20 protein-coding genes are annotated in these 26,005 nt (G+C 68.4%); 12 read left to right on the top strand and 8 right to left on the bottom strand.

From position 1 onward, the window contains the following. Positions 1 to 5: 5 nt before the first annotated feature. On the top strand, positions 6 to 791 hold the full coding sequence (locus tag Q8S38_RS10155) for a succinate dehydrogenase iron-sulfur subunit (RefSeq protein WP_305680297.1): 786 nt from the start codon (positions 6 to 8) through the stop codon (positions 789 to 791). 173 nt (positions 792 to 964) lie between these two features. On the opposite strand, the gene Q8S38_RS10150 is transcribed toward Q8S38_RS10155, so the two are convergent. Both Q8S38_RS10150 and Q8S38_RS10145 read right to left on the bottom strand, forming a co-directional pair. Next, entirely contained in the window at positions 965 to 2,203 is a 1,239-nt protein-coding gene (locus tag Q8S38_RS10150) for an NAD(P)/FAD-dependent oxidoreductase (protein WP_305680296.1), read from the bottom strand. Continuing rightward, positions 2,200 to 2,994 carry a glutamine amidotransferase gene (locus tag Q8S38_RS10145; RefSeq protein WP_305680295.1) on the bottom strand — a complete coding sequence of 265 codons (795 nt, stop codon included), beginning with the start codon at positions 2,992 to 2,994 and terminating at the stop codon, positions 2,200 to 2,202. The genes Q8S38_RS10150 and Q8S38_RS10145 overlap by 4 nt, the downstream gene beginning before the upstream one ends. Before the next feature lie 267 nt (positions 2,995 to 3,261). On the opposite strand from Q8S38_RS10145, the gene Q8S38_RS10140 reads away from it, so the two are divergent. From Q8S38_RS10140 to Q8S38_RS10120, 5 genes are all read left to right on the top strand, one after another. Beyond that, positions 3,262 to 3,897 (top strand): TetR/AcrR family transcriptional regulator, encoded by a 636-nt coding sequence (locus tag Q8S38_RS10140; protein ID WP_305680294.1) that lies wholly within the window; start codon positions 3,262 to 3,264, stop codon positions 3,895 to 3,897. A gap of 56 nt (positions 3,898 to 3,953) precedes the next feature. Further along, on the top strand, positions 3,954 to 5,141 hold the full coding sequence (locus Q8S38_RS10135) for an efflux RND transporter periplasmic adaptor subunit (RefSeq protein ID WP_305680293.1): 1,188 nt from the start codon (positions 3,954 to 3,956) through the stop codon (positions 5,139 to 5,141). 12 nt (positions 5,142 to 5,153) lie between these two features. After that, positions 5,154 to 8,384, top strand: coding sequence for an efflux RND transporter permease subunit (locus Q8S38_RS10130; protein WP_305680292.1), 3,231 nt, complete (start codon positions 5,154 to 5,156; stop codon positions 8,382 to 8,384). 120 nt (positions 8,385 to 8,504) lie between these two features. Next, positions 8,505 to 9,176, top strand: a complete 672-nt coding sequence (locus Q8S38_RS10125) for a hypothetical protein (RefSeq protein ID WP_305680291.1) — start codon at positions 8,505 to 8,507, stop codon at positions 9,174 to 9,176. Positions 9,177 to 9,275: 99 nt separating this feature from the next. Beyond that, complete coding sequence (locus Q8S38_RS10120; RefSeq protein ID WP_305680290.1) at positions 9,276 to 10,439, top strand: helix-turn-helix domain-containing protein; 1,164 nt, start codon at positions 9,276 to 9,278, stop codon at positions 10,437 to 10,439. Positions 10,440 to 11,143: 704 nt separating this feature from the next. On the opposite strand, the gene acs is transcribed toward Q8S38_RS10120, so the two are convergent. Continuing rightward, a complete protein-coding gene (gene acs, locus Q8S38_RS10115; protein WP_305680289.1) occupies positions 11,144 to 13,093 on the bottom strand; it encodes an acetate--CoA ligase in 1,950 nt (649 codons plus the stop codon). A gap of 221 nt (positions 13,094 to 13,314) precedes the next feature. Here acs and Q8S38_RS10110 point away from each other — a divergent pair, with 221 nt between their 5' ends. Beyond that, the gene (locus Q8S38_RS10110; protein ID WP_305680288.1) at positions 13,315 to 14,442 is read left to right on the top strand and encodes a DUF2235 domain-containing protein; all 1,128 of its coding nucleotides are present in this window, start codon (positions 13,315 to 13,317) and stop codon (positions 14,440 to 14,442) included. Positions 14,443 to 14,483: 41 nt separating this feature from the next. Here Q8S38_RS10110 and Q8S38_RS10105 read toward each other — a convergent pair whose 3' ends face one another. From Q8S38_RS10105 to tsaD, 4 genes are all read right to left on the bottom strand, one after another. Next, positions 14,484 to 14,891 carry an EVE domain-containing protein gene (locus tag Q8S38_RS10105; protein ID WP_305680287.1) on the bottom strand — a complete coding sequence of 136 codons (408 nt, stop codon included), beginning with the start codon at positions 14,889 to 14,891 and terminating at the stop codon, positions 14,484 to 14,486. Positions 14,892 to 14,983: 92 nt separating this feature from the next. Continuing rightward, positions 14,984 to 15,310, bottom strand: coding sequence for a hypothetical protein (locus Q8S38_RS10100; RefSeq protein WP_305680286.1), 327 nt, complete (start codon positions 15,308 to 15,310; stop codon positions 14,984 to 14,986). Next, positions 15,310 to 16,320 (bottom strand): NAD(P)H-dependent glycerol-3-phosphate dehydrogenase, encoded by a 1,011-nt coding sequence (locus tag Q8S38_RS10095; protein ID WP_305680285.1) that lies wholly within the window; start codon positions 16,318 to 16,320, stop codon positions 15,310 to 15,312. Before Q8S38_RS10095 ends, Q8S38_RS10100 begins: the two co-directional genes overlap by 1 nt. Beyond that, complete coding sequence (tsaD, locus tag Q8S38_RS10090; RefSeq protein WP_305680284.1) at positions 16,321 to 17,391, bottom strand: tRNA (adenosine(37)-N6)-threonylcarbamoyltransferase complex transferase subunit TsaD; 1,071 nt, start codon at positions 17,389 to 17,391, stop codon at positions 16,321 to 16,323. It lies immediately after the preceding gene. Positions 17,392 to 17,695: 304 nt separating this feature from the next. Between tsaD and Q8S38_RS10085 the strand changes: the two genes are divergently transcribed. From Q8S38_RS10085 to rpoH, 4 genes are all read left to right on the top strand, one after another. Next, positions 17,696 to 19,828: a uroporphyrinogen-III synthase gene (locus Q8S38_RS10085; protein ID WP_305680283.1), complete on the top strand. Its 2,133-nt coding sequence runs from the start codon at positions 17,696 to 17,698 to the stop codon at positions 19,826 to 19,828. Positions 19,829 to 19,845: 17 nt separating this feature from the next. Further along, positions 19,846 to 21,624: a heme biosynthesis protein HemY gene (locus tag Q8S38_RS10080; RefSeq protein ID WP_305680282.1), complete on the top strand. Its 1,779-nt coding sequence runs from the start codon at positions 19,846 to 19,848 to the stop codon at positions 21,622 to 21,624. Between the two features lie 64 nt (positions 21,625 to 21,688). Next, positions 21,689 to 22,732 (top strand): RluA family pseudouridine synthase, encoded by a 1,044-nt coding sequence (locus tag Q8S38_RS10075; protein ID WP_305680281.1) that lies wholly within the window; start codon positions 21,689 to 21,691, stop codon positions 22,730 to 22,732. 214 nt (positions 22,733 to 22,946) lie between these two features. Continuing rightward, on the top strand, positions 22,947 to 23,843 hold the full coding sequence (rpoH, locus tag Q8S38_RS10070; protein ID WP_305680280.1) for an RNA polymerase sigma factor RpoH: 897 nt from the start codon (positions 22,947 to 22,949) through the stop codon (positions 23,841 to 23,843). Positions 23,844 to 24,065: 222 nt separating this feature from the next. On the opposite strand, the gene Q8S38_RS10065 is transcribed toward rpoH, so the two are convergent. Continuing rightward, positions 24,066 to 25,115, bottom strand: coding sequence for a DUF2125 domain-containing protein (locus tag Q8S38_RS10065; protein WP_305680279.1), 1,050 nt, complete (start codon positions 25,113 to 25,115; stop codon positions 24,066 to 24,068). Positions 25,116 to 25,249: 134 nt separating this feature from the next. Between Q8S38_RS10065 and Q8S38_RS10060 the strand changes: the two genes are divergently transcribed. Continuing rightward, positions 25,250 to 25,810 (top strand): gamma-glutamylcyclotransferase, encoded by a 561-nt coding sequence (locus Q8S38_RS10060; RefSeq protein ID WP_305680278.1) that lies wholly within the window; start codon positions 25,250 to 25,252, stop codon positions 25,808 to 25,810. The last annotated feature ends 195 nt before the right edge of the window (positions 25,811 to 26,005 follow it).

Raw genomic sequence — 26,005 nt, 5'->3', positions numbered from 1 at the left:
GACAGATGGCCGAATTCAATCTTCCGCAGAACTCCCGCCTCGTCGCGGGCAAGACCTGGCCGAAGCCGGCTGGCGCCAGCAAGCTGACCGAGTTCAAGGTCTATCGCTGGAGCCCCGACGACACCGAGAATCCGCGCACCGACACCTATTTCGTCGACCGCGAGGATTGCGGGCCGATGGTTCTGGACGCGCTGATCTGGATCAAGTCCAAGATCGACCCGACGCTGACCTTCCGCCGCTCCTGTCGCGAGGGCATCTGCGGCTCCTGCGCCATGAACATGGACGGCAAGAACGGGCTGGCCTGCACCACCGGCATCGATGAGTGCGGGTCCAAGGGCAAGGTCGCGATCTACCCGCTGCCGCATATGCCGGTGATCAAGGATCTGGTGCCGGACCTGACGCAGTTCTACGCCCAGCACGCCTCGATCGAGCCCTGGCTCAAGACCACGACGCCGGCGCCCGAGAAGGAATGGGCTCAGGGCAAGGAGGATCGCGAGAAGCTCGACGGTCTCTACGAGTGCATCCTGTGCGCCTGCTGCACCACCTCCTGCCCGAGCTACTGGTGGAACGGCGACCGCTATCTCGGCCCTGCCGCCCTGCTGCAGGCCTATCGCTGGCTGATCGACAGCCGCGACGAGGCGACCGGCGACCGGCTCGACAATCTGGAAGACCCCTTCCGGCTCTATCGCTGCCACACGATCATGAACTGCGCCAATGCCTGCCCGAAGGGGTTGAACCCCGCCAAGGCGATCGCTGAAGTGAAGAAGATGATGGTGACGCGGCAGGTCTGAGGGCGACCGGATTAGCGTTTGCCGTGCCGTCTTAGCGCGCGTCATCCCGGGCGACCGCAGGGAGACCCGGGATCCATTCCGGGCCCTCTCCGGCAAGCGCTCTGGAATGGATCCCGGATCAGCGCCGCTTCGCGGCTTGTCCGGGATGACGGCGTGGTTCTACCGCGTGACGTTCAGAGATACCGCCCCGGCCTGAACGGCGTCGGGTCGATCGGCGGCGCCTCGCCGCAGACCAGCGCCGCGACGATCTCGCCTGTGATCGGCCCCGTCGAGAAGCCGAGATGCTGGTGGCCGAAGGCGAGCCAGAGGCCGGGGTTGCGCGGCGCCTCGCCGATCATCGGAATTGAGTCCGGCAGCGTCGGCCGCGCGCCGCGCCAGGTGTCCCCGGCGAATTCGTCGAGCGGAAAGGCCTCGCGCGCGCTCATCGTGACCTGGTCGATCTGGCGGTGGTTGTCGGGTGCGTCGCGATGGCTGAGATCGACGCCGCTGGTGACGCGGTAGCCCTGCTCCATCGGCGCCATGAAATAGGCGGCGTCGACGTCGTAGACCGGCCGCGACAGTTTGGCTCCCGGCTTCGCCCGCAAATGGCGGTGATAGCCGCGCTCCACGTCGAGCTTGGGATCGAGGCCCAGTGGCGCCAGCAGATCCATGCTCCAGGGCCCGAGCGCCACGACGGCGATGTCGGCCTCGAACACGGTCGATCCCGCCTGCGCCCGCCAGCCGGACGCGCTGCGCTCCAGCCGCTGAGCTTCCGCCTGTTCGATCCGCCCGCCGCGCTGCACGAACAGTTCGGCATAGGCCTGCGTCACCGCACCGGGCGAATCCACCGAGGCGTTCTCCAGGCAGAGCAGCCCGGCATGGAAGATCGGGTTCAGCGCCGGTTCGACGCCGGAAATGCCCTGGCGATCGAGCACCTGCGAGGCGATGCCATGCGCCGCGAGGAAGTCATGCTCGGCCTGCGCCGCCGCATGCCCGGCCTCCGTGCGCCAGAGCTTGAGCGTGCCGGTCTCGCGCAGGCGATCGGTGATTCCGGCCTCCGTCATCAAGGCGCGGTGGCGCTCGACCGTGCTGGCGGTGAGCGATCCGAGCGCGGCGATGCGGGCGGCGGCCTGCGAGGGACGCGCCTCCCAGAGAAAGCGCAGCAGCCAGCCCGGCTGCGTCAGGGCCCGCTTCCAGTCGAGGTTCAGCGCCGGGTGGCGGTTGCCGAGATAGCTCTTCAGCTTGCCGAACAGGCCGGGATTGTTGAGCGGCACGAGCGAGGAGCGGGCCAGCACACCGGCATTGCCGTAGGAGGTCTCGCGGCCAGGCGGCCGCCGGTCGATCAGTGTGACGGTGAAACCGCGCTTCTGGAGGGCGAGCGCGCAGGAGACGCCGACCATGCCGGCGCCGAGAACGAGAGCTGTACGGGTCACGCGGTTTCGGTTTCTGCTGGAGCTTTGAGCCAGTGGTCGAGGAAGCCGTCGAGCCAGAGCCGGATCGCCGGGTCATGCTGGTACCAGCCTTCGAGATGCAGATGACGCAGCTGGGCGCCCGGCATCAGGGTGCGCTCATGCCCGCGCACCGACCAGCGGCACATCATGGCGGGCGTCACCTCGGGGTGGAACTGGACGCCATAGGCCCGGCTCCCCGCCTTGATCGCCTGCACCGGGAAGTCGCCGCCCGTCGCCAGGCATTGCGCGCCCGGCGGGCAGTCGAAGCCCTCGCGGTGCCATTGATAGACGGTCTTCGGCCAGGCGAACCCGGCCTCCGTCGCGTGCTCCCGGCCGTGGTCGGTCAGGTCGAGGCCGTAATAGCCGACCTCGGCGCGTCCCTCGGGATGGGTGTAGACCGTGCCGCCGAGCGTCCTGGCGAGCATCTGGGCGCCCAGGCAGATGCCGAGATAGGAGGCGTCTTCCGCAAGACAGACATTGATCCAGTCGATCTCGGTCTTGACGAAATCATCGGGGTCGTTGGCCGACATCGGCCCGCCGAAGATCACCGCGCCGGCATGCTCGCGCATCGTCGCCGGCAGCGGGTCGCCATAGCGGGGCTTGCGGATGTCCAGCGCATGACCGCGTGCCTGGAGCAGGCGCCCGACGCGGCCGGGCGTCGAGTGCTCCTGGTGCAGCACGATCAGCACCGGCTTGAGCGCGGGCGCATGACGCAGGCCGCGGCGCGCGCGGGCCCTGCGCTGCGGGCGCGCCGGAAAGGCATGGTGGTTCATTGCGAGATCAAGATCGCTGGTGAGCCTCGGTCGAGGTGATATCCGCCGCGAACGCCGGCATGAGCTCAGAATGTGGTGGTCGCAGGGGGGTGGCAAGCAATTTGTGGGCCGGGCCGGGTATGCCAAGGCCGCCTGGCGTGCATGTCGAGGCCCCTTTTGCGCGCCGCCATGGCAAGCCGCGGCCGGCGCTTGCAGCGCTCCGCTTGACTCGGCGCGCCCCTGCAGGCATGAGAATGAACGTTCATTCTCATGCCTGCAAGGTTTCGCGTGCCAAGTTCGATCGCCACCGTCGCGCCGGAGCGCGCTCCGTCGGAACGCCAGACGCGCATCCTCGATGCGGCGGAGCATGTCTTCGCGCGCGCCGGCTTCCATGCCGCGACGATGCAGGACGTGGCCGCCGAGGCCGGGATGAGCCCCGGCAATCTCTATCGCTACTTCGCCTCCAAGGACGCGATCATCGCCGGCATGGCCGAGCGCGACCGCACGCTCATCGCAGCCGACTTCGCCGACCTCGACCCGGCCAAGGGCAGCGTGCTCGATCAGCTCGAGGCTCTCGGACGTCGCCACCTCGTCAATGAGCCGCGCGAAAAATCGATCATCGCGCTGCTGATCTGGGCGGAGGCGGCCCGCAACCCGGCGATGGCGCAGATGTGCGCCGCTATCGACGGCACGCTCGTCGGCGGATTGGCGCAGGCCATCGCAGGCGCCAAGGCCAATGGCGAACTGCCGTCCAATCTCGACGATGCGCGGTTCCTGCAGGCCATCTTCATGATGGCGGACGGCTTCTTGTGCCGCCGCGCCACCGATCCCCAGTTCGATCCCGCCATGGCGGCGGAGACCCTGTTCAAGGCGATGCGCGGACTCGCCCATGTGTTGCTCCAACCCGCCTCCGGGAGCGTATAGCCATGAAAACGCCGATGCCGACCCCTTCGCACGCTTCGAGCCTGGAATTCCGCCTCATGTCGTCTGTTCCCGCCATCATGCGTTTTGCCGTCGTGTCGCTGCTGGCGACGGGTCTGGTCGCCGGTCCGGCCCGGGCCCAGACGCCGGTTGCACCCGTGCCGGCGCCGTCTTCTGGCGGCCCCTCCGTGACCGTCACCAGGGCGATCGTCTCCGAAATCGTCCAGAGCGTCGTCGTCTCCGGCTCGATGATCGCGCGCGACGAGGTGCTGGTGCAGCCGGAGGTCGACGGGCTGTCGATCGTGGCGATCCTGGCCGAGGAGGGCGACCGCGTCTCGACCGGGCAGGTGCTGGCGCGGCTTTCGCGCACGACGCTGGAGGTCCAGCAGAGCCAGAACGAGGCGAATATCGCGCGCGCCGACGCCTCCATCGCCCAGGCCAACGCCCAGATCGCGGAGGCGCAGGCCAATCTCGTCGCCGCCAACAACAATTTCGACCGCACCAAGGCCCTGCGCAGCAGCGGCAACGTCTCCAACGAAACCTATGACCAGCGCGACGCCGTGGCTCGCGCGGCCGCCGCCAAGCTCAATTCGGCCAAGCAGGCGCTGGCGATCGCGACCGCCGACATGGCGCTGGCGAAGGCGCAGGGGCGCGACATCGAGGTGAAGCTCGGCCGCACCGAGATCAAGGCGCCGCAGGGCGGCATCGTCAGCCGCCGCAGTGCCAAGCTGGGCGCCACCGCCGCCATGTCGGCGGCCGAACCCCTGTTCCGGATCGTCGCGGACGGTGCCGTGGAACTGGAGGCAGAGGTGGCCGAGGTCGAGCTGCCCGGCCTGAAGCTCGGCCAGCCCGTGGCGGTGACGCCCGCCGGGGCGACGCAGGCGCTCGCCGGCACGATCCGGTTGATCGCGCCCGAGGTCGACAAGGCCTCGCGGCTCGGGCGCGTGCGGGTGGCGCTCACCGGCAACCCGCCGGTGGCGATCGGCTCGTTTGCGCGCGGCGTGATCGAGACCGGCCGCAGCACCGTCGTCACCCTGCCGCTCTCGGCGATCACCTATGCCCGCACCGGCGCGACCGTGCAGAGCGTCACCGACGGCAAGGTGACGACCAAGAAGGTCCAGCTCGGGCTGGCGGGGGACGGGCGCGCCGAGATCACATCGGGCATTGTCGCCGGCGAGACCGTGGTGGCGCGGGCGGGCACCTTCGTGCGCGACGGCGATGTCATCACCCCCGTCGCGACGAACTGACGGGAGTGGCTGGTGAACATCAACTTCTCCGCCTGGTCGATCCGCAAGCCGGTTCCCTCTATCCTGCTCTTCGTCGTGCTCTGCGTGCTCGGCCTGCTGTCCTTCTCGAAGCTGCCGGTGACGCGCTTCCCCAATATCGACGTGCCGCTGGTCTCGGTCACGATCACCCAGTCGGGCGCCGCGCCCTCGGAGCTGGAGAGCCAGGTCTCCAAGCGCGTCGAGGACGCGGTCGCCAACATCACCGGCGTCAAGCACGTGATGTCGACGCTGACGGACGGGCAGTCCTCGACGGTCATCGAGTTCCGGCTCGAAACCAACACCGACCGCGCCGTCAACGACGTCAAGGATGCGATCGCCAAGGTCCGCGCCGACCTGCCGCGCACGATCGACGAGCCGATCATCCAGCGCATCGATGTCGAGGGGCAGTCGATCCTGAGCTATGGCGCCTTCTCGGCCGGCATGACGCTGGAACAGCTCTCCTGGCATGTCGACGACGTCGTCGCGCGCGAACTGCAGGGCCTCAAGGGCGTCGGCCGGGTTGACCGCTATGGCGGCGTCGATCGCGAGATCCGCATCTCGCTCGACCCCGACCGGCTGCTGGCGCTCGGCACCACGGCCGGCGAGGTCAACCGCCAGATCCGCGCGACCAATGTCGATCTCGCCGGCGGGCGCGGCGAGGTCGGTGGGCAGGAGCAGGCAATCCGCACGCTGGCGGGCGCGCGAACCGTCGCCGAACTGGCCGAGACCAAGATCATCCTGAGCGGCGGCCGCGAGGTCAGGCTCAAGGAACTCGGCCGCGTCGAGGACAGCAATTCCGAGCCGCGCTCCTTCGGCCGGCTCGACAAGAGCCCGGTCGTCTCCTTCTCGGTCTTCCGCGCGAAGGGTTCGAGCGAGCTTTCGGTGAAGGAGGTCGTCGCGGCCCGCATCGCCGAGCTGAACAAGCGCTTCCCGGACATCACGCTGAAGCCCATCGACGACGCGGTCGCCTACACCTATGGCAACTACAAGGCGGCGATGACGACGCTGCTGGAGGGCGCGGCGCTCGCCGTGCTCGTCGTCTTCCTGTTCCTGAAGAACTGGCGGGCGACGCTGATCACCGCGATCGCGCTGCCGCTTTCGGCAATCCCGACCTTCTGGGCGATGGAGCTGATGGGCTTCTCGCTCAACCTCGTCAGCCTGCTCGGGATCACGCTGGTCACCGGCATCCTCGTCGACGACGCCATCGTCGAGATCGAGAACATCGTCCGGCACATGAAGATGGGCAAATCGCCCTATCGCGCCGCGATGGAGGCGGCCGACGAGATCGGGCTGGCGGTCATCGCGATCACTCTGACGATCGTCGCGATCTTCGCGCCGGTGTCGTTCATGGGCGGCGTCGCCGGCCAGTATTTCCGCCAGTTCGGCCTGACGGTCGCGGTCGCGGTGCTGTTCTCGCTGCTGGTGGCGCGCTTGATCACGCCGATGATGGCGGCCTATCTGATGAAGCCGGTGAAGCATGAGGAGGCCAAGGACGGCCTCGTCATGCGCGGCTATGTCGGCTTGCTCAAGGCGACCATCGCCGCAAGGCGGCTGCCGCTGCTGCCGCGCTTCGACGGCACGGGGCGCTGGCGCACGATCCCCTTCAACATGTCCTATGTCACGCTGGTGCTGGGCTTCGCCTTCCTCTGGGGCTCGATCCACGCCACGACGCTGCTGCCCACCGGCTTCATTCCGGACGAGGACACCTCGCGCGTCGTCGCCTCGGTCGAGCTGCCGCCGGGCTCGACGCTGGAGGACACCCGCGTCACCACCGACCAGATCGTCGATGCGCTGCGCACCATCCCCGAGGTGACGCAGGTCTTCGTGCTCGGCGGCTCCTCGCCGACCGGCCAGCGCGAGGTGCGCCGCGCCGCCGTGACGATCAAGCTCAAGCCCAAGTCGGAGCGCACCGCCCGCCAGAAGGACCTCAAGGTCGTCATCGCCGAGAAGCTCGCCAGCGTGCCGGATGTGCGCGCCTGGTATGTCAACGAGCGCGGCGAGCGCGAGATGGCGTTCTCGATCCTCTCCAAGGACGGCGCGGCGCTGGACGAGGCGGTGGCCCGCATCGAGACGAAGATGCGCAAGGTCGACGGCTATCTCAACGTCGCGACCTCGGGCTCGCTGTCGCGTCCGGAATTGACGGTGCGGCCCAAGCTCGAGGCGGCCGCCAGCCTCGGCGTCACGCCCGAGGCGATCTCCGAGGCCGTGCGCGTCGCCACCATCGGCGATGTCGGCGCCAATCTCGCCAAGTTCAACGCCGGCGACCGGCTGGTGCCGATCCGCGTGCAGCTCGACGAGGCGGCCCGCGCCGACATCCGCAACATCGCGGCGCTGCGCGTCACCAATACGAGCGGCGTCTCGATTCCGCTCACGGCCGTGGCCGAGATCGGCTTCGGCGAGGGGCCGTCCTCGATCGACCGCTATGACCGCGTCCGCCGCGCCGCCATCGGCGCCGATCTCAAGCGCGGGTTCGAACTGGGCACGGCGCAGGAGACCTTCAACCGGATCGTCAGCGAGGTCGGGCTGCCGCCGGGCGTCTGGATCGCCGCCACCGGCGACGCCGAGATCCAGGGCGAGGTCGTCGCCGGCTTCATCCAGGCGATGACGACCGGGCTGATGCTGGTGCTGGCCGTGCTGATCCTGCTCTTCGGCTCGGTCTTTCAGCCGATCACGATCCTGCTCTCGCTGCCGCTCTCCTTCGGCGGGGTGGTCATCGCGCTGCTGGCGACCGGCAAGCCGGTGTCGATGCCGGTCTATATCGGCCTGCTGATGCTGATGGGCATCGTCACCAAGAACGCGATCATGCTGGTCGATTTCGCGGTCGAGGAGGAGGGCCGCGGCAAGGACCGCCGCACCGCCCTGCTGGAAGCCGGGCGCAAGCGGGCGCGGCCGATCGTGATGACGACGATCGCGATGGCGGCCGGCATGGCCCCTTCAGCCTATGGCGTCGGCGATGGCGGCGAGTTCCGCGCGCCGATGGCGATCGCGGTGATCGGCGGCCTGCTCGTCTCGACCGTGCTCAGCCTCGTCTTCGTGCCGTCCTTCTACGCGGTGATGGACGATCTCTCGAAGGGCACGTCCTGGCTCTTCGGCCGCTTCTTCAGCAAGGCGGAGGATGAAAGCCTGTGGGAGGCGATGCCGGAGCACGGGCATGCGGCGGCGGGGGAGGCGGGGGCGGCGCAGATGAAGCTGCCGCTGCCGCCGCCGAGGTTGGCGGCGGAGTAAGGGTAGGGCAGCCACAATCACCGAAATGACTTGACGCCCCACCCTTACGAAAGATAAATGTTGCAATGTCATTTATCCGAAAGGGGCGTTTCGGTGGGATCTCACAGCAGGCACGCGGCTTTGGAATTGCTGATGCGACGGGAGAGCCCCGCTCAGCTGCTCGCGTTTTTCCAGAGCGTCGCTGAAAATCTGACCGTGTCATTCGCGGATTCGGCACGAGCAGTGCCCGGCCGTAACCGTCCCATGATTCATGCACGGGGCAGCCTGCGTCGCGCTTTAATGGATGATGCTTTCCGAAGAGCGGCGACGAGCGCCGGTATGGTTGCCAGCACGGGAACGACTTTGCCGCCAACATGGAGTTACCCGATTGCTAGGGTTGGAGCGTTTTCTATCAGCTTGGGAGTGGTTGATCGACAAACGAACCGCTCGGCACGCCGCCTTAGAAGTCGAGGAAATTACGTACACAGCCTTGTGGCCCGCAACGCTGCTTTAAATCCACAGACATCTCTCTTCGGCGATTCCAAAGCTTCGGTATCAACCGTAATTCCCAAAGGCGCATTCGGCGCTTTGGTAGTCGTTGAATCGTCCGTTAAAGCGCCGGATACTCCCCTATATATGGGGTTGATGGTGCCGTCGGCTAACCTTAAAGGCACCTACTATCAATGGAGCCTTGAATACTTGATTCGGCTGCTGCGCGACAAGGTTTCTGAAGGCAAGATGCCAAAGCGCCGTGTTCTCGAACGCAAAAAGCTTAAAGTGAGGGTGAAACCTCTGGCGCCGAAGCAGGGTTAATGGAACGCAAACTATGCGGTCCTCAAGATTGGACCGAAGGGTGCGTGGGAGTGATCTATGCCCGCGGGTGTTGAAGGATTCGTGCCGAGCCGTTTGAAGATGGCCCGCGAAGCACGTGCGATGCGGCAAGGTGAACTCGCGAGCTTAATCGATCGCGTGCCGCCGACGATTTCGAAATGGGAAAACGAAGATCAGTCGCAACGGCCGGAGCCGGCGGTGCTTCCGCGTCTGGCCGATGCGCTCCAGGTCGAGACAAGCTGGTTTTTCAAGCCGTTGGAGCAAGAACACTCGGCTTCATTTTTCAGGTCACTCGTAGGAGAACTTGAGTTGATGAGGGCCAAGGCTAGAGCACGCCTTGGCTTCGTCGAGGCTATTGAAGAGGCCATTTCTAATCATATTGAGCTACCTGACGTCGATATTCCGGACTTAATGGAGGGTCATGATTTTTTAAGCTTAAGGAAAGAGGATATTGAATTTGCTGCCAATTCGTTGCGTGATCATTGGGATATTGGTGACGGGCCAATTGATGATCTTCTTCTTGTAATTGAGAATGCTGGAATCGTTGTGGCGGAAGACCAGATTGGGTCGCCGAAGCTGGATGGTTTGTCGAGATGGTCTTTCCTGAAAGAACGTCCCTATATGCTTCTTGCTCAGGATAAGCGGGTTGGCGTTCGACGGAGACTGGACGCGGCTCATGAGCTAGCGCATATTGTACTTCATAAGGCGGTCAATCAAAAAGATCTACAGGAGAATTTCAAGCTTATTGAAGAGCAAGCGATGATGTTCGCTGGAGCATTTTTGCTTCCTGCTGAAGCTTATGAAGATGATATATATTCTCTTTCTCTTGATGCGATGCTTTCTGTGAAATCGAAATGGAAGGTCTCGGTGGCTGCTCAGATTAAGAGATTGGCCAATCTTGACAAATTTTCGCACGATTACGAGCGCCGTCTTTGGCAGTACTATAGCTATCGGAAGTGGCGTTCCAGAGAGCCGCTTGATGACGTATTGGAAATTGAGAAACCTCAAAATCTGAAAGACTCTATCGAGATGATGCTCGGAGATAATATTGTCACCCGTGATGAGCTTGTCCGAGATATCGGAATTTCGAGGGCGGATATTGTATCGTTGACAGGTATTGCAGGAGCTTATTTCGAACCCGCGCCGGATAATTTGGTGCGCATGCGTCCAAAAATTAGGGAAGCTTCTGATTCAAATCAAACGAACTCTGCCGAAATTTTCACACTTGGTGGCCGCCGCCGATAGCGCGAAGGGTCGAACAAGCACCTGTCGAGATCGCTATTTTCCCGGCCGGAAGCGCAGCCTGATCCACTGCCGCCCATACCCAAACCCCCGACCGGCTCCCGCCGCAGGGTTTCGCTTCACTCACATCCCCAATGGGGTGCGCGGAGCCGGGCGGCGCGGCGGCTTGGGCCGCGTGCCGATGTCGAGTGTCGATGTCGAGTGTCGAGGCGGCGGGCTGCCCGCCGTCCGGCTCCGCGCGCGGTTCTCTGTGGTTTCGCTCGCCGCCGATTAAGGTCGGTCACGACCGGGATGGCTGAAGGCCCCGGCGACGAGCAGCCCCTCCGGGCGCCGGCCTTGCGAGGGCCGCTCCTCCCGAACACCGCATTCCGCCCGGCCGCACGATGCCTCGCGACAGCCCCCTTGGTCGGGCGGAACGGGGGGAGCTTAGGCATGGGTGCGGACGGCGGGGATAAGCCGTCTCCGCTATGCCCGGCGTCGGGGCATCGCGGGTTTCACCGGAAACACACCGTCATCCCGGCCCTGCCCCGGGATCCATCGGAGGGCTCCGGAGCCTTACGATGGATCCCGGAGCTGCGCTGCTTCGCAGCTTGTCCGGGATGACGGCGTGGTTTTCGTGAAAGCGCTGCACGCTCTCGCCACCGCGTCTTTCCGGGCCAGGGCTTTTGTTGCCCCCGCCCGGGATGACCTGGTGGGTCCGAGACCGCTCAGCCCACCCGCTTGTTCTGGCGGTTCTCGATGAGGTCGTCGACGACGGCGGGGTCGGCCAGCGTCGAGGTGTCGCCGAGCGCGCCGAACTCGTCCTCGGCGATCTTGCGCAGGATGCGGCGCATGATCTTGCCCGAGCGGGTCTTGGGGAGGCCGGGCGCGAACTGGATCAGGTCGGGCGAGGCGATCGGGCCGATCTCCTTGCGGACATAGGCGACGAGGTCCTTGCGCAGCGCTTCGCTCGGCTTTTCGCCGGTCATCAGCGTGACATAGGCGTAGATGCCCTGGCCCTTGATGTCGTGGGGATAGCCGACGACCGCGGCCTCCGACACCGACGGGTGCGCGACCAGCGCCGATTCGACCTCGGCCGTGCCCATGCGGTGGCCCGACACGTTGATGACGTCGTCGACGCGGCCGGTGATCCAGTAATAGCCGTCGGCGTCGCGCCGGCAGCCGTCGCCGGTGAAGTACTTGTTCGGATAGGTCGCGAAATAGGTTTCCTCAAAGCGCTTGTGGTCGCCATAGACCGTGCGCATCTGGCCGGGCCAGCTCTCGGCGATGACGAGATTGCCCTCGCAGGCGCCCTCCAGCACCTTGCCCTCGGCATCGACGATCTCGGGCTTCACCCCGAAGAAGGGCCGCGTCGCGGAGCCCGGCTTGAGCCTGGTCGCGCCCGGCAGCGGCGTGATCAGGATGCCGCCGGTCTCGGTCTGCCACCAGGTGTCGACGATGGGGCAGCGGCGGTCGCCGACGACGCGGTGATACCACTCCCAGGCTTCCGGATTGATCGGCTCGCCGACCGAGCCGAGCAGGCGCAGCGACTTGCGCTTGGTCTTCTTCACCGGCGCCTCGCCGGCGCCCATCAGCGAGCGGATCGCGGTGGGGGCGGTGTAGAAGGTGTTGACCTTGTGCTTGTCGATGACCTCCCAGAAGCGCGAGATCGTCGGGTAGGTCGGGATGCCCTCGAACATCAGCGTCGTCGCGCCATTGGCGAGCGGCCCGTACAGGATGTAGCTGTGGCCGGTGACCCAGCCGACATCGGCCGTGCACCAGTAGACCTCGCCGTCATGGTAATCGAAGACGTATTGGTGGGTGATCGACGTGTAGACGAGATAGCCCGCCGTGGTGTGCAGCACGCCCTTGGGCTTGCCGGTCGAGCCCGAGGTGTAGAGCAGGAAGAGCGGGTCCTCGGCCTTCATCTCGGCCGGGGGGCAATGGCCCGAGGCCTTGGCCGCCTCGTCGTGATACCAGAGGTCGCGGCCCTCCTGCATGGTGACATGGCCGCCGGTGCGCCTGACCACGATCACCGTGGGGATGCCGCCCTTGACCTTGTCGCTGGCGGCATCGACGTTCTTCTTCAGCGGCACCGCGCGGCCGCCGCGCAGGCCCTCATCGGCGGTGATGACGATCTTCGAGTCGGAATCCTCGATGCGGCTCGCCAGCGAATCCGGCGAGAAGCCGCCGAACACCACCGAATGGATCGCGCCGATGCGGGCGCAGGCCAGCATCGCGTAAGCCGCTTCCGGGATCATCGGCAGGTAGATGGTGACGCGGTCGCCCTTCTTGACGCCGCGCGCCTTCAGCACGTTCGCGAACTTGCAGACCTCGGTGTAAAGCTGGCCGTAGGTGATCTTCTTGGATTCGGAGGGGTCGTCCCCCTCCCAGATGATCGCGGTCTGCTTGGCGCGTGTCGCCAGATGCCGGTCGACGCAGTTATAGGCGACGTTGGTGGTGCCGTCCTCGTACCATTTGATCGAGACCTTGCCGGGCTTGTAGCTGGCGTTGCGCACCTTGGTGTAGGGCTTGAACCAGTCGATCCGCTTGCCCTGCTCGCCCCAGAAGGCGTCCGGGTCCTTGATCGAGGCGGCATACATCTTCTTGTACTTGGCGTCGCTCGCCCAGGCTGTCTTGGCCCATGCGGCCGGCACGTCGTAGATGATCTCGGTCATGGCAGGCGGTTCCCCAGACTTGGGCCTTGCGGCGATGCGGACGCGCACGTCCGGGCCTCTTCTTCTCCGTCGGCATCATAGAGCCATGGCGCGGCGCAGCAAGACGCGCGGCCTCGCACTTTCGGGGGAGAGGCCCCCATCCCCGCCCCCAGAACGCAACCCATGATTGTGTTTGAGCGGGGATGCGCTAGCATCGCCGGAGCAGACTTCGGGGGCGGATCATGTCCAAAAACATCTGCATCTTCTCGGACGGCACGGGGCAGGCCGGCGGCGACAACCCGATCAACTGGACGAATGTCTACCGGCTCTACAAGCACACCCGCGACGTCGATCCGGCGCGCCAGGTCTGCTTCTACGATCCGGGGCTGGGCGCCCATCCCGACGGCGAGAAGCCGGGGCCGTTCCGGCGCGCCCTCAACATCCTGTCGCAGGCCACGGGCTACGGCATCACCACCAACATCGTCGACTGCTACACGGCGCTGCTGCTGAGCTACGAGCCCGGCGACCAGGTCTTCCTGTTCGGCTTCAGCCGGGGTGCCTATACGGTGCGCAGCCTCGGCGGCGCCATCGGCCTGTGCGGCGTGCCGCCCGGCCTGCCGAAGCTCACCGGCTGGAGCGAGCTGCAGCGCAGCCTCGCCCACGAGGTCCGCGCCATCGCCGAGGAGGCGGTGAAAAGCGTCTATCAGGAGCGCGACGAGGCGAGGCGCAACGAGGCCGCCGACGCATTCCGGCGGCGCTACGGCTCGGAGGAACTGCCGCCGACCTTCGTCGGCGTCTGGGACACGGTGCGGGCGCTCGGCGTCAAGGGGCTGAACGGCTTCACGCTCGGCCGGCACAGCTTCAACAACAACCGGCTGAACAAGGGCGTGCCCCATGGCCGCCAGGCGCTGGCGATCGACGAGAACCGCAAGACCTTCGCGCCGGAACTGTGGGAGGAGGATGCGGCGAATCCCGACCGGATCAAGCAAATCTGGTTCGCCGGCGTCCACACCGATGTCGGCGGCGGCTACGGGCTGAAGATGGGCCTGTCCGACATCACGCTGGACTGGATGCTGACCGAGGCGACCACGATTCCGCAGCCGCTGATCGTCGACCCCGCCCTGCCGGCATCGCTGGCGCCGGACCCGCTCGGGAAGCAGCACGACCAGCTCAGGAGCGGCTGGATTCCGTTCACGCCGGGCACGCGGGAGGCCTTCATCCCACCCACGCCCTCGCAGGCAGGGCGGCCGGTGTTCCGCACCGTGCCGCCGCGCTTCAAGGCGCCCGCTGTGCCGATCCTCGACGAGCAGCGGCCTTATCGTCCGCAGGCTCTGCGGGCGCATCCCGACTACGGCCATCACTACCCCTAGGGGCAGGCCGGCTCCGAGAAAACCCGGTTGATGAGGGCGGCTTACAGCCCGCCCATCCTGCAGACGATGTCCCATTCGGCGTCGGTGACCGGCTGGACCGAGAGGCGGAAGGATTTCACCAGCGACATCTCGGCGAGCTTCGGCTCGGCCTTGACCTGCGCCAGCGTCACCGGCTTCGGCAGGGGCTTCACGGCCTTGAAATCGACCAGGACCCAGGGCTCGCCGGGGATCCAGATATAGGCTTCCTTGATCACCTCGACGATGCCGACGACCTCGAGCCCCTCATTGGAATGGTAGAAGAAGACCTGCTCGCCCCGCTTCATGCCCATCAGGTTGAGCTTGGCGGTGTGGTTCTTGACGCCGTCCCAATGCGTGCCGGCCGCGCCGGCCGCGACCTGCTGGTCCCAGGACCATTTCGAGGGTTCGGATTTGACGAGCCAATGGGCCATGGGACGGTTCTCGGCAGTGGGCAGTGGGCAGTGGGCAGTGGGTCGTCGATACCGAAATCCGGCGCTACTGCCTACTGCCTACTGCCGATTGCCTACTCGCCCTCGTCGGCCTGCGGCACCGGCGGCTTGGAGGCCTCCGGCCCCTGCACGTTCCAGAAGCGGACCATCTCGCGGGTCAGCGCGGCGTAGTCCTGCGGCTCGAGCTCGACGCGGACTTCGGCCTCGCCGAAGGGCAGGATCAGCACGAAGCGATGCGTGCCCTCCGCGCGGCGGCGGCGATGCTGGATCACCGGCTGGGCCAGGCGCCCCGCCAGCGGCACGGGCTCGCTCTCGGCGACGAGGTCCGAGCCGGTCGTCTTGCGCACCTCGGCGATGCCGCGCGCCACCCGCTTCGTCAGATCAGACCAGTCGCCCGCCATCACTCGCTCTCCCGTTCCCGTTCGGCCCGCAGCGGCCGGGCGAGCAGCCCGGTGACCGCCTCGCGCACGCCGATCGTGCCGTCGATGATGCCGGCGACCGCTTCCGCGATCGGCATGTCGACCCCGCCGCGTCGGGCCATCTGCGCCAGTATCTGGGCGGTGAAGGCGCCTTCCGCCAGAGCGCCGCCCGCGGCGTCGGCGACGCTGCGCCCCTGACCCAACGCCAGACCGAAGGCGAAGTTGCGCGATTGCGGCGAGGCGCAGCTCAGCACGACGTCGCCGAGCCCCGACAGCCCCATCAGCGTCTCACCCTGCGCGCCATGGGCCGCGCCGAAGCGGCGCAGTTCGGCGAAGCCCCGCGCCACGAGCGCGGCGCGGGCGCTTTCGCCATAGCCCAGGCCGATCGCGATGCCCGCCGCGATGGCGAGCACGTTCTTGGCCGCGCCGCCGATCTCGACGCCGCGCGGATCGGCGCTGTGATAGATGCGAAAGGCCGGTGAACTCAGCGCTTTGGCCAGGGCCTGGGCGAGACCGGGATCCTGCGCGGCGAGCGTCACCGCTGTGGGCAGACCCAGCCCGATATCGGCGGCGAAGCTCGGGCCCGACAGGATCGCAGGGGTCGCGCCCGGACAGGCCTGCGCGATCACCTGCGTGGTGAACAGGCCGGTCGCCTGCTCGATGCCCTTGGCGGCGGAGATCACCGGCAGGCCGGCGGGCAGGATCTGCGCCAGCCTTTCGCAGACCTGCCGCAGGCTCTGCGTCGGCACAGTCACCAGGAGCGCGTCGGTGGAGGCGAGCGCCGCCAGCGAGGTCGTCGCGGTGACGGCAGCGGGCAGCGCGACGCCGGGCAGGCGCGGGGCCTGCCGGGTCCGTTCGATCGCCGCGATCGTCGCGGCGTCGCGGGCCCAGAGTGAAACGGTCCGGCCGGCGCGGGCGGCGGCCAGAGCGAGCGCTGCGCCATAGGCGCCGGCGCCGATGACGCCGATGGTGCCGAACGCGCCCGCCGTCATTCAGGTCACGGGCGCCGGTGACGGCCCTGTCTCATGCGGCCGCAGCGCGTCGAGCGGCCAGCGCGGCCTCGCCAGCGCGCTCATATCGTCGAGCATGCCGAGCCGCAGGCGCTCGATGCCGGCCCAGGCGATCATCGCGCCATTGTCGCCGCAGAGCGGCAGCGGCGGGGCGACCATCGGCAGGCCGCCCTCCGTGGCGAGCCGCGTCAACCCGCGCCGGATCGGCTGGTTGGCGGCGACGCCGCCCGCCACCACCAGCGCGGTCGGCGTGATCCCGGCCGCGGCGCAGCCGCGCAGGCCCGCCCGCGTGCGATCGACCAGCACATCGACCACCGCCGCCTGGAAGGAGGCGCAGAGATCGGCGACATCGCGGTCCGAGAGCGGCGCGATGCGCTCGGCCACCAGCCGCACCGCGGTCTTGAGGCCCGAGAGCGAGAAGTCGGGATTGGGCCGGCCCTGCATCGGTCGCGGAAAGTCGAAGCGCTCGGGATCGCCTTTCAGCGCCTCGCGCTCGACCGAGGGGCCGCCGGGATAGGGCAGGCCGAGCATCTTGGCGATCTTGTCGAAGGCCTCGCCGACGGCGTCGTCGATGGTGCCGCCGAGCTTGAGATAATCGCCGACGCCGCGCACCGCGAGCAATTGCGTGTGGCCGCCCGAGACCAGCAGCAGCAGATAGGGGAAGGCGAGGTCGTCGGTCAGCCGCGCCGTCAGGGCATGGGCCTCGAGATGGTTGATGGCGATGAAGGGCTTGCCCGTCACCAGCGCGATCGCCTTGGCGGTGGTCAGCCCGACCATGACGCCGCCGACGAGGCCGGGGCCGGCCGCGGCCGCCACCGCATCGATCTCGGTGGGTTTCAGGCCGGCGGTCTCGAAGGCGCGGGCGACGACGCGGTCGATCGCCTCGACATGGGCGCGCGCCGCGATCTCGGGCACGACGCCGCCGAAGGCTGCATGGGCGGCAATCTGGCTCAGCACTTCGTTCGAGAGAATCTTGACCTCGCCGGAGCGCTCGACCGACACAATGGCGGCCGCGGTCTCGTCACAAGTCGTCTCTATGCCCAAAACGCGCATGATCGGTCGATGAAGTCCCGGAAACGGGTGGAGCGGGCGAACGCCGGCTGATGAAGGCCCGGCGATCGCGCGCCGACACTTCCCCCTATAGTGCGCGAGCGGGCAGAAGGCCAAGGGGAAGGCGGGCTATGCCAACCGGCAAGGGAACCGAAGGGCCGATCGGCGCTTGGGTGAGGCAGGACCTGGTGAGGCAAGGCTCGAGCGAGACGTCGCGGATGGTGCCGGCTTGCGCGTTCGGGCTGTCCGCGGGATTGATGCGGCGCGTGGCGCCGCGCCGATGAAGACGAGGTCATAGGAAAAACGCATGCGCATCTTCGTGTTCCGCCCTCCGGCCGAGGCCGAGCGCACCGCCGCCGCTCTTCGCGTGCACGGCCATGAGCCGGTCCTCGCGCCGCTGTTTGCGGTTTCGCGCCTGCCGGAGCCCGCGCCGGAGGGGCCGTTCGCCGCGCTCGTGCTGACCAGCGGCAATGCGGTTCCCGCGCTCGCCGACCTGCCGCCGGCCTGGCGCGACCTGCCGGTCTTCACGGTGGGCGCACGCAGCGCCGCCAAGGTGCGCGAGGCCGGTTTCGCCGATGCGCGCAGCGCCGACGGCAATCGCCACGCGCTCATCGGGCTGATCGGCGACAGTCTCGCCGCGCCCGCGCGGCTCCTGCTGATCGTCGGGCGCGACCGGCACGAGGATGTCGGCGAGCGGCTGGCCGAAGCCGGCTTCGGGGTGACGGTCTGGGAGGCCTATGCGGCGCAGGCCGTTGCGGCCTTCCCGGATGCGGCGGTGGAGGCCCTGCGCCAGGGGCGCGTCGAGGGCGCGCTGCATTATTCGGCGCGCGGCGTGCAGACCTGCCTGGCGCTGGCGCGCGAAGCGGGCGTCGCCGAGGCGCTGCTCGATCTCACCCATGTCGCGCTGTCGGCGGATGTCGCGGGCCCCTTGATCGCGGCCGGCGCGAGCACGATCCTGGTGGCCGAACATCCCGAGGAGGCGGCGCTGCTGGCTGCTTTGGACCAAGTGTCCGCTCGCAATCGCGTCGGCGAGGATGCTACAGATGGCGCGGTTGCGCCGTCGGGCGTCGAGACGGACGAGAACGCGATGAACGATCCCGATACGCCGAGCGGCCGGTCCGACGGCTCCGCCAGCGCCGATGCCGAGGCGAAAACCGGCAGCAAGCCGAAGGGCAGGGTGGGCGGCCGATCAGGCCGGACGCCGCCGACAATCGACCTGACCGCTCAGGAGCCGGCGCCCGAGACGGCGCCCGGGCCGGCTGGCGATGCGGCCGCCACGGTCGAGGCCTCCGCTGCCGCCGAAGCGCCTCCGGCTGTGTCGAGCGACACGGCGTCGGGGGCGGCGCTCCCGACCGAAGCCTCTCTCCCGACCGAAGCCTTGCTCCCGACCGAGGCCTTGCCGCAGGAATTCGCCGGCGGCGTCACGCCCGAGTCCGGGTCCGGTCCCGAGGCTCCGGCCAGCGCCTCCGCTCCGCCCGAGATGGCGGCGTCGCCCAGGCCGGCGGAGCCGGCGCGGTCGCGTCTGCCGGCGCTGGCTCTGGCGGGGCTCGTCGGCGGTGTCGCTGGCGCCGGGCTCGTCATGCTGATGCTGGGGCGCAGCGCGCCCGCGGTTTCACCCGAACAGATCGCGCAGCTCCAGAGCCGCCTCGACACGCTGCAAAGCGCCGCGACCGATCTCGGTCGCAAGGCCGCCGCCGCGTCCGAAGCCGCGGCGAAGGCAGGCGCTGCGGCGCAGAACGCGACGGCGCGCGCCGAGGAGGTGGCCCGCCAGCAGGCGCCCGATGCCGGCGCCATCGCGGGGCTGAACGAACAGGCCAAGCGCGCCGAGGCCGCCGCCAGTGCGCTCGGCCAGCAGCTGGAGCGCAACGCCGCCCGCATCGGCACCGTCGAAACCCTGGCCAAGGCCGCCGCCGGCCCGAGCCCGCAGGGGCTGGCTGCGGCGCGCATCGTGCTGGCGGAGCGGGTTCAGACCGCGCTCGCTTCGGGCCAGCCCTTCGCCGGCGATCTCGCCGCGCTGACCAAGGGCGGCGGCGCGCCCGAGCAGATCGCGGCGCTCAATGCGGTCGCCGCCTCCGGCGCGCCGACGAAGGACGCGCTGCTGGCGCAACTGCGCAGCCATCGCGCGATGTTCGCCCGCGAATTGATGCCGGCGACGGCCGGCTGGCAGGAGCGTCTGCTCGGGCTGGCCAGCCGGGTCGTCAGCATCCGTCCGGTCGGCGAGACCGGCAACAGCGATCCCGCGACGCTGCCGACGCGGCTCGAGAGCGCGATCGCCAGGGGTGATATCGTCGCCGCCGCGGCGCTGTGGGGCCAGCTGCCCGAGCCGGCGCGGCGCGCCAGCGCGGCTTTCGGCGAGGCTTTGCGCCAGCGCGGCGCGGCGGATGCGGCGATTGCAAAAATCGCACAGGATGCAGTGGCCGCGCTCGGCGTGGCCGGCTGACGGAGGATAGGGGTTCCATGGTTCGCGTACTGCTCTATCTCGCCGTCTTTGCCGCGCTGGCCGTCGGCGCCGTCTGGCTCGCCGACCGACCGGGCGAGGTTTCCGTGCTCTGGCAGGGCTACCGGATCGAGACCAGCGTCGCCATCGGCGTCATCGGCATCGTCGTGCTGGCGATGCTGGCGATGCTGGGCTGGGGGATGCTGCGCTTCGTCCTGGGCCTGCCGAGCGCCTTCAGCTTCGCCTCGCGGGCCCGGCGCCGGGCGCGCGGATTCGAGGCGGTGTCGCGCGGCATGGTCGCGATCGGCGCGGGCGATCCGATCGCGGCGAGCCGGCATGCCGTCGATGCGCGCCGCTATGCCGGCGACGCGCCGCTGACGCTGCTGCTGGAGGCGCAGGCTGCCCAGCTCTCGGGCGACCGCGGCCGGGCGGAAGCCGCGTTCAAGACAATGCTCGACCAGCCCGAAACGCGCGTGCTCGGCCTGCGCGGCCTGTTCGTCGAGGCCAAGCGCCGTGGCGACATGGCCGCCGCGCGCGCCTTCGCCGATGATGCGGTGCGGCGCTCGCCTTCGCTGGCCTGGGCCAATGACGCCCTGCTCGATTTCCACACCAGCGCCGGCGACTGGCAGGCGGCGCGCACCGCCGTCGAGCGCCGCGCGGCGCTGCGTCTGGCCGACAAGGCCGACGCCAAGCGTCAGCGGGCCGTGCTGCTGGCGGCCGAGGCGCTGGAGGCGCGCGGCGGCGCGCCGGAAAAGGCCCTCGCCGCCGCCCTGGAGGCGGTCAAGCTCGCGCCGGGCCTGACGCCCGCTGCGGCGCTCGCCGGGCGGATGCTCGCCGAGCGCGGCGACATCCGCAAGGCGGTGAAGCTGCTCGAGGCCGCCTGGAAGGAGGTCTCGCATCCCGATCTCGCCGCCGCCTATCTCGACGTGCGCCCCGGGGACAGCGCCCAGGACCGCCTCGTGCGCGCCACCACGCTGGCCAAGCTGCGCCCGGCCGATCCGGAGGGCGTCCTGGCGCTGACGGGCGCTGCCATCCATGCCCGCGATTTCGCCAAGGCGCGCAGCACGCTGAAGCCGCTTTTGGCTGGCGGCGCCTCGGTGAGGGCCTGCCTTTTGATGGCCGAACTCGAGGAGGCCGAGCACGGCGCGGCCGGCCGGGTGCGCGAATGGCTGGCGCGGGCGACGCGCGCGCCGCGCGACGCGGCCTGGGTCGCCGACGGGCTGGTGTCCGACACCTGGATGCCGGTCTCGCCGATCTCGGGGCGGCTCGACGCCTTCGTCTGGACCGTGCCGCCGGCAACGCTCGGCAGCCATGCGCCGGCGCTGGACGACGTGCTGGCCGACCTCGACGATTCAACGCCGCTGATCGAAGCGCGGGCGCAGGTGATCGAGCCGGAAGCTGCGATCATCGCGGTTGCGGCGCCTGCCCCTGCCTCCGCCCCGCCGCCGCCCCCGCCCGCTCCCGAGCCCGCGGCACAGGACAAGCCGGCCCCGGCCCCGGCGCCGGCCGCGCCGCAGCCCGAGCCGCCTGCGCCAGCGGCAATCGCCGCTCCGGTCGAGGCCCAGCCCGCGGTCGAGACCAGGCCTGCGGCCGAGTTAGTGACCGCGGCTGCGCCGCCCCCCGCCGCCGAGACCAAGCCGGAGCCGTCGAAGGCCGCCGCCGGGCCGGCGGCAGCAACTGCTGCCGATACGCGGCCCAAGCCGGTGATCTTCCCGGTGTCGCATGCGCCCGACGATCCGGGGCTCGACGATGCGGCCCCGGTCGAGGAGAAGAAGGGCAAGTTCCGCCTGTTCGGGTGAGGTTGCGCCGGCTGGGACGCGAAAAGGCGTGCGGCGCGAAGCCGCCCGGCCTATAGCGTCGGTCATGACACCGCAAACCACCATCGAAGCGGAGCCCGCCGACGGCGGGACTCTCCTGCATGTCGGCGCCGAGCAGGCTGGCGAACGCCTCGACAAGGCGCTTGCCATGCTCGCCAGCGAGATCTCGCGGGCGCGGCTGCAGCAGGTCATCAAGGAGGGCGGGGTGCGCCTCAACGGCGTCGTCGTGCCCGATGGCAAGCGGAAGGTCGTCGAGGGCGACGAGATCGCGCTCGTGATTCCCGCCGCGCGCCCGCCGGACCCGGTCGGGCAGGATATCCCGCTCGACGTCGTCTATGAGGACGACCACCTCATCGTCATCGACAAGCCGGCGGGGCTGGTCGTGCATCCCGCTGGCGGCCATGAGGACGGCACGCTGGTCAATGCGCTGATCGCCCATTGCGGGATGAGCCTCTCGGGCATCGGCGGCGTGCGCCGGCCCGGCATCGTCCACCGACTCGACAAGGACACCAGCGGGCTGCTCGTCGTGGCCAAGAACGATCGCGCGCATCAGAAGCTCGCCAAGCAGTTCGCCGATCACGGCCGCACCGGGCCGCTGCAGCGGGCCTATCTCGCCATCGTCTGGGGCTTTCCGCGCCGCCCGCACGGAACGATCACCACGCAGATCGAGCGGTCGAACAAGAACCGCGAGAAGATGATGGTCGTCGGCGAGGATCGCGGGCGCGAGGCCATCACCCACTATACGGTGATCGAACGTTACCCGCCGCTGCTCAAGGGCGGCGAGGAGACCGAACCGCTGGCCAGTCTGGTGGAATGCCGCCTGGAAACCGGACGCACGCATCAGATCCGCGTCCATATGAGCCATGTCGGCCATCCGCTGCTGGGCGACGCACTCTACGGCTCGGGTTTTGCCACCAAGGCCAGCCGCCTGCCCGAGGCCGCGCGAGCCGCCCTGACCGGGCTCGGGCGCCAGGCGCTGCATGCCGCCGTGCTGGGGTTCGAGCATCCGGTGACCGGCGAGGAGATGCTGTTTGAGTCGGAATTGCCGGCCGAGTTTGCAAAGCTGCAAGCTGCGCTCGCGGCTCTGTGAGCCGATCTGGCTTGCTTGCCCATTTTCGGCCAAGCTGTCCTCGCATATTGTGATTATCGGATGCGGATGGCCAAGGGGGCGCCGCAATTGAACCGGCCCGATTGAACCTGCGTAAGGTTGAGACGTTAGGTCTGTTTACGACATCCGAACCTGCGCGAAGGTTGATCGCGCGGTGGGTCTGCCGCGAGGCGGGGGCCCGTGAAGGAGAACGCGCATGGCGAGTGCCTCGCTGCCCGTCCTGTCCGCCGAGGGCGGACTCTCACGTTATCTCGACGAGATTCGCAAGTTCCCGATGCTGGAACCGAATCAGGAATTCATGCTGGCCAAACGCTGGCGCGAGCATGGCGACCGCGAAGCGGCGCATAAGCTCGTGACCTCGCATCTGCGGCTCGTGGCCAAGATCGCCATGGGCTATCGCGGCTACGGCCTGCCGATCGGCGAGGTTGTCTCGGAGGGCAATGTCGGCCTGATGCAGGCGGTCAAGCGCTTCGAGCCCGACAAGGGCTTCCGGCTCGCGACCTATGCGATGTGGTGGATCAAGGCCTCGATCCAGGAGTACATCCTGCGCTCGTGGTCGCTGGTGAAGATGGGCACCACCGCCAACCAGAAGAAGCTGTTCTTCAACCTGCGCAAGGCCAAGAGCAAGATCTCGGCGCTGGGCGAGGGCGATCTGCGCCCCGATCAGGTCAAGAGCATCGCCACCAAGCTCGGCGTCAACGAGCAGGACGTCATCGACATGAACCGCCGCCTCGGCGGGGACGCGTCGCTGAACACGCCGCTGCGCGAGGATGGCGACGGCGAGTGGCAGGACTGGCTGGTCGACGACAGCGAGAGCCAGGAACGCCGCCTCGCCGATTCGGAAGAGGCCGACAACCGCCATTCGGCCCTGCGCGAGGCGCTCGAGGTGCTGAACCCGCGCGAGCGGCGCATTTTCGAGGCGCGTCGCCTCGCCGACGACCCGATCACGCTCGAGCAGCTCTCGGAGGAGTTCGGGGTGTCGCGCGAGCGTGTCCGCCAGATCGAGGTGCGCGCCTTCGAGAAGGTGCAGGACGCGGTCAAGAAGGCGCTGGTGCGGATCGAATCGCCGCGCGCGGCCCTGCCTGCGGCGTAGTGGTTTCTCAAGGCAAAGACGGGTTCAGGGGCGCGGTTTTCCGCGCCCCTTTTTCGTTGCGTCCTGTTCGAAGGGATTCTGATCAGGACACACGCGCTGTCATCCCGGGCGCAGCGAAGCGGAGACCCGGGATCCATTCCTGACCGTTCCGGCATGGATCCCGGATCGGCGCCGCTGACGCGGCTTGTCCGGGATGACAGTGCGGTTGGTGGTGGTCGCGCCTCAATAAAGGGCGGGCAGCGGCTGCAGCGGCAGGCGGATCGGGCCGAGATAGGCGCGGCCCTCGCGCAGCACGATCGGCGGCAGTGCGGTGAGACCCGGTGCGACGCCCGGCAGCTGCGCGCTGAGGCGCCCGCCCAGAAGCCCGCCGAGGCCGGCCGCGATTCCGCCGACGGGAATGCCGGCGATCTGCCGGATGCCGGCCAGCGAGGCCTGGAGCTGGCCGGCCGGGCGGTGGGTCTGGTCGATCAGGAACTGGCCGGTCGCCTCGATCCGGGCCGGGCCCTTGACCGAGACCAGCCGCGTCAGCTCGATCTGCCCGCCACTGATGCGCCAGGCTTCGAGTGCATCGGGGTTGAGGCCGATGCGGAAGGCTTTGGTCTGGGTCAGCGTCGCCTGGATGTCGACGTCGCCGGGCTCGCTGGTGCCGAGCAGCGCGTCGAGTGCCGGCAGCACCGAGCCCTTGGTGGCGATGGCGAGATCCACCGCCTGATCGGCGGCGGGGCGTGTCGGATTGCGGCGCAGATGGGCTTCCAGCGCGGTGGCCCGCCAGGTCTCGGGCGTCAGGCCCGGCGCGGTCAGGCTCGCGGTCGGCGCGGTCAGCACCAGCGAGAGCCGCTCGGGATCGCCGCTGCGATGCATCAGGCTGGCCTCGAGCCGCGTCCAGCCGAGATCGAGCTTGCGCCCCTCCGGCAGCGTCGCCTGCAGCGGTCCCGTGATCTGGGCGATGACGAGGTTGGGCGTGTAGATCTGGCCCACCGCGACCGCCGGTCCGGTCTGGACGCGCACGGCCTCGCCCCAGCGGGCCGAGGCGAGGGCGAGCGTGCCGCAACGCAACTCGACGCGGAAGGGGAAGCCGGTGACCGAGCGGTCTGTGCAGGTCCAGCTGCGGCCGAGCCCGGCCTCCTTGGCCAGCGCGGTGTCGACGGCGTCGACGACGCGGGCGCGCACGACGAACCAGAAGCCGGTCCAGCCTGCGGCGACGAGCGCCAGGAGCACGAAGGGTGCGTAAAGCCAGACACGGGTGCTGCGGCTGGAAGCGGGTTCGGTCATGCGGGGATGGTCCATTGCGCTGATGCGGCAGGATTGTTAGCTCCCGCCGGGGACGGACGCCAGCCGCCGGGGCGGTCCCGGCATCAAACAGACCGGCGCGGCCAAATTATGGGTTCGCAGGGGATGGGACGAGCATGACAGCCGCGTTCGGGGACACCGAGCTCTGGGTCTTCGGCTATGGCTCGCTGATCTGGCGGCCGGGCTTTGCCTTCGAGGAGAGCGTGCCGGCGCGGCTGCATGGCTACCACCGCTCGCTGTGCATCTTCTCGCATGTCCATCGCGGCACGCCGGAGCGGCCGGGGCTGGTCCTGGGTCTGGACCGCGGCGGCGTCTGTCGGGGGCTGGCCTTCCGGGTGGCGGCCGCGCAGGCGCAGGAGACGGTCGACTACCTGCGCGCCCGCGAGCAGGCGACGGCGGTCTATCTCGAGCGCCGGATGCCGGTGCGGCTGGAGGATGGCCGAAACGTCACGGCGCTGGTCTATGTCGCTGACCGTCGGCACCTGCAATATGCCGGGCGCCTGCCGCGCGAGCAGCAGCTCGAACTGGTGCGGCATGGCCGGGGCAGCTCGGGCGAGAACCCCGACTACGTCCTGCTCACCGACGAGCATCTGCGCAAGATGGGCATCTTCGACCCTGTCCTGGCCGGGCTGGCGCAGGCGCTGTCGCCGGGCGCCGCGCCGCGGCCTAAATTGTAGCGCGCGGGCGGTTCCCAACCTCCCCCGTCATCCTGGCCAATCCGCCCCAGGGTCCTGCCTTCGGCAGGCCCGAGGACAGGCTCCGCGGCGCAGGCCGGGATCCATCATAGGGCTACTGAGGTACTCGATGATGGATCCCGGACGACCTTCGGTCGCCCAGGATGACGGCGTGGTTTCCTTGTGAGATCCCCCGGG

Source organism: Allobosea sp. (assembly GCF_030695125.1).
Lineage (GTDB): Bacteria > Pseudomonadota > Alphaproteobacteria > Rhizobiales > Beijerinckiaceae > Allobosea.
The sequence above is the reverse complement of the archived record's forward strand: the minus strand, read 5'-3'. Positions and strand labels throughout refer to the sequence as shown.

Bases quoted from the DNA above. Each gene is read 5' to 3' on its own strand.
- Q8S38_RS10155 (WP_305680297.1), top strand. From the start codon at position 6: ATGGCCGAATTCAATCTTCCGCAGAACTCCCGCCTCGTCGCGGGCAAG.
- Q8S38_RS10145 (WP_305680295.1), bottom strand. From the start codon at position 2,994: ATGAACCACCATGCCTTTCCGGCGCGCCCGCAGCGCAGGGCCCGCGCG.
- Q8S38_RS10135 (WP_305680293.1), top strand. From the start codon at position 3,954: ATGTCGTCTGTTCCCGCCATCATGCGTTTTGCCGTCGTGTCGCTGCTG.
- Q8S38_RS10120 (WP_305680290.1), top strand. From the start codon at position 9,276: ATGGCCCGCGAAGCACGTGCGATGCGGCAAGGTGAACTCGCGAGCTTA.
- acs (WP_305680289.1), bottom strand. From the start codon at position 13,093: ATGACCGAGATCATCTACGACGTGCCGGCCGCATGGGCCAAGACAGCC.
- Q8S38_RS10110 (WP_305680288.1), top strand. From the start codon at position 13,315: ATGTCCAAAAACATCTGCATCTTCTCGGACGGCACGGGGCAGGCCGGC.
- Q8S38_RS10105 (WP_305680287.1), bottom strand. From the start codon at position 14,891: ATGGCCCATTGGCTCGTCAAATCCGAACCCTCGAAATGGTCCTGGGAC.
- Q8S38_RS10100 (WP_305680286.1), bottom strand. From the start codon at position 15,310: ATGGCGGGCGACTGGTCTGATCTGACGAAGCGGGTGGCGCGCGGCATC.
- Q8S38_RS10095 (WP_305680285.1), bottom strand. From the start codon at position 16,320: ATGACGGCGGGCGCGTTCGGCACCATCGGCGTCATCGGCGCCGGCGCC.
- tsaD (WP_305680284.1), bottom strand. From the start codon at position 17,391: ATGCGCGTTTTGGGCATAGAGACGACTTGTGACGAGACCGCGGCCGCC.
- Q8S38_RS10085 (WP_305680283.1), top strand. From the start codon at position 17,696: ATGCGCATCTTCGTGTTCCGCCCTCCGGCCGAGGCCGAGCGCACCGCC.
- Q8S38_RS10080 (WP_305680282.1), top strand. From the start codon at position 19,846: ATGGTTCGCGTACTGCTCTATCTCGCCGTCTTTGCCGCGCTGGCCGTC.
- Q8S38_RS10075 (WP_305680281.1), top strand. From the start codon at position 21,689: ATGACACCGCAAACCACCATCGAAGCGGAGCCCGCCGACGGCGGGACT.
- rpoH (WP_305680280.1), top strand. From the start codon at position 22,947: ATGGCGAGTGCCTCGCTGCCCGTCCTGTCCGCCGAGGGCGGACTCTCA.
- Q8S38_RS10065 (WP_305680279.1), bottom strand. From the start codon at position 25,115: ATGACCGAACCCGCTTCCAGCCGCAGCACCCGTGTCTGGCTTTACGCA.
- Q8S38_RS10060 (WP_305680278.1), top strand. From the start codon at position 25,250: ATGACAGCCGCGTTCGGGGACACCGAGCTCTGGGTCTTCGGCTATGGC.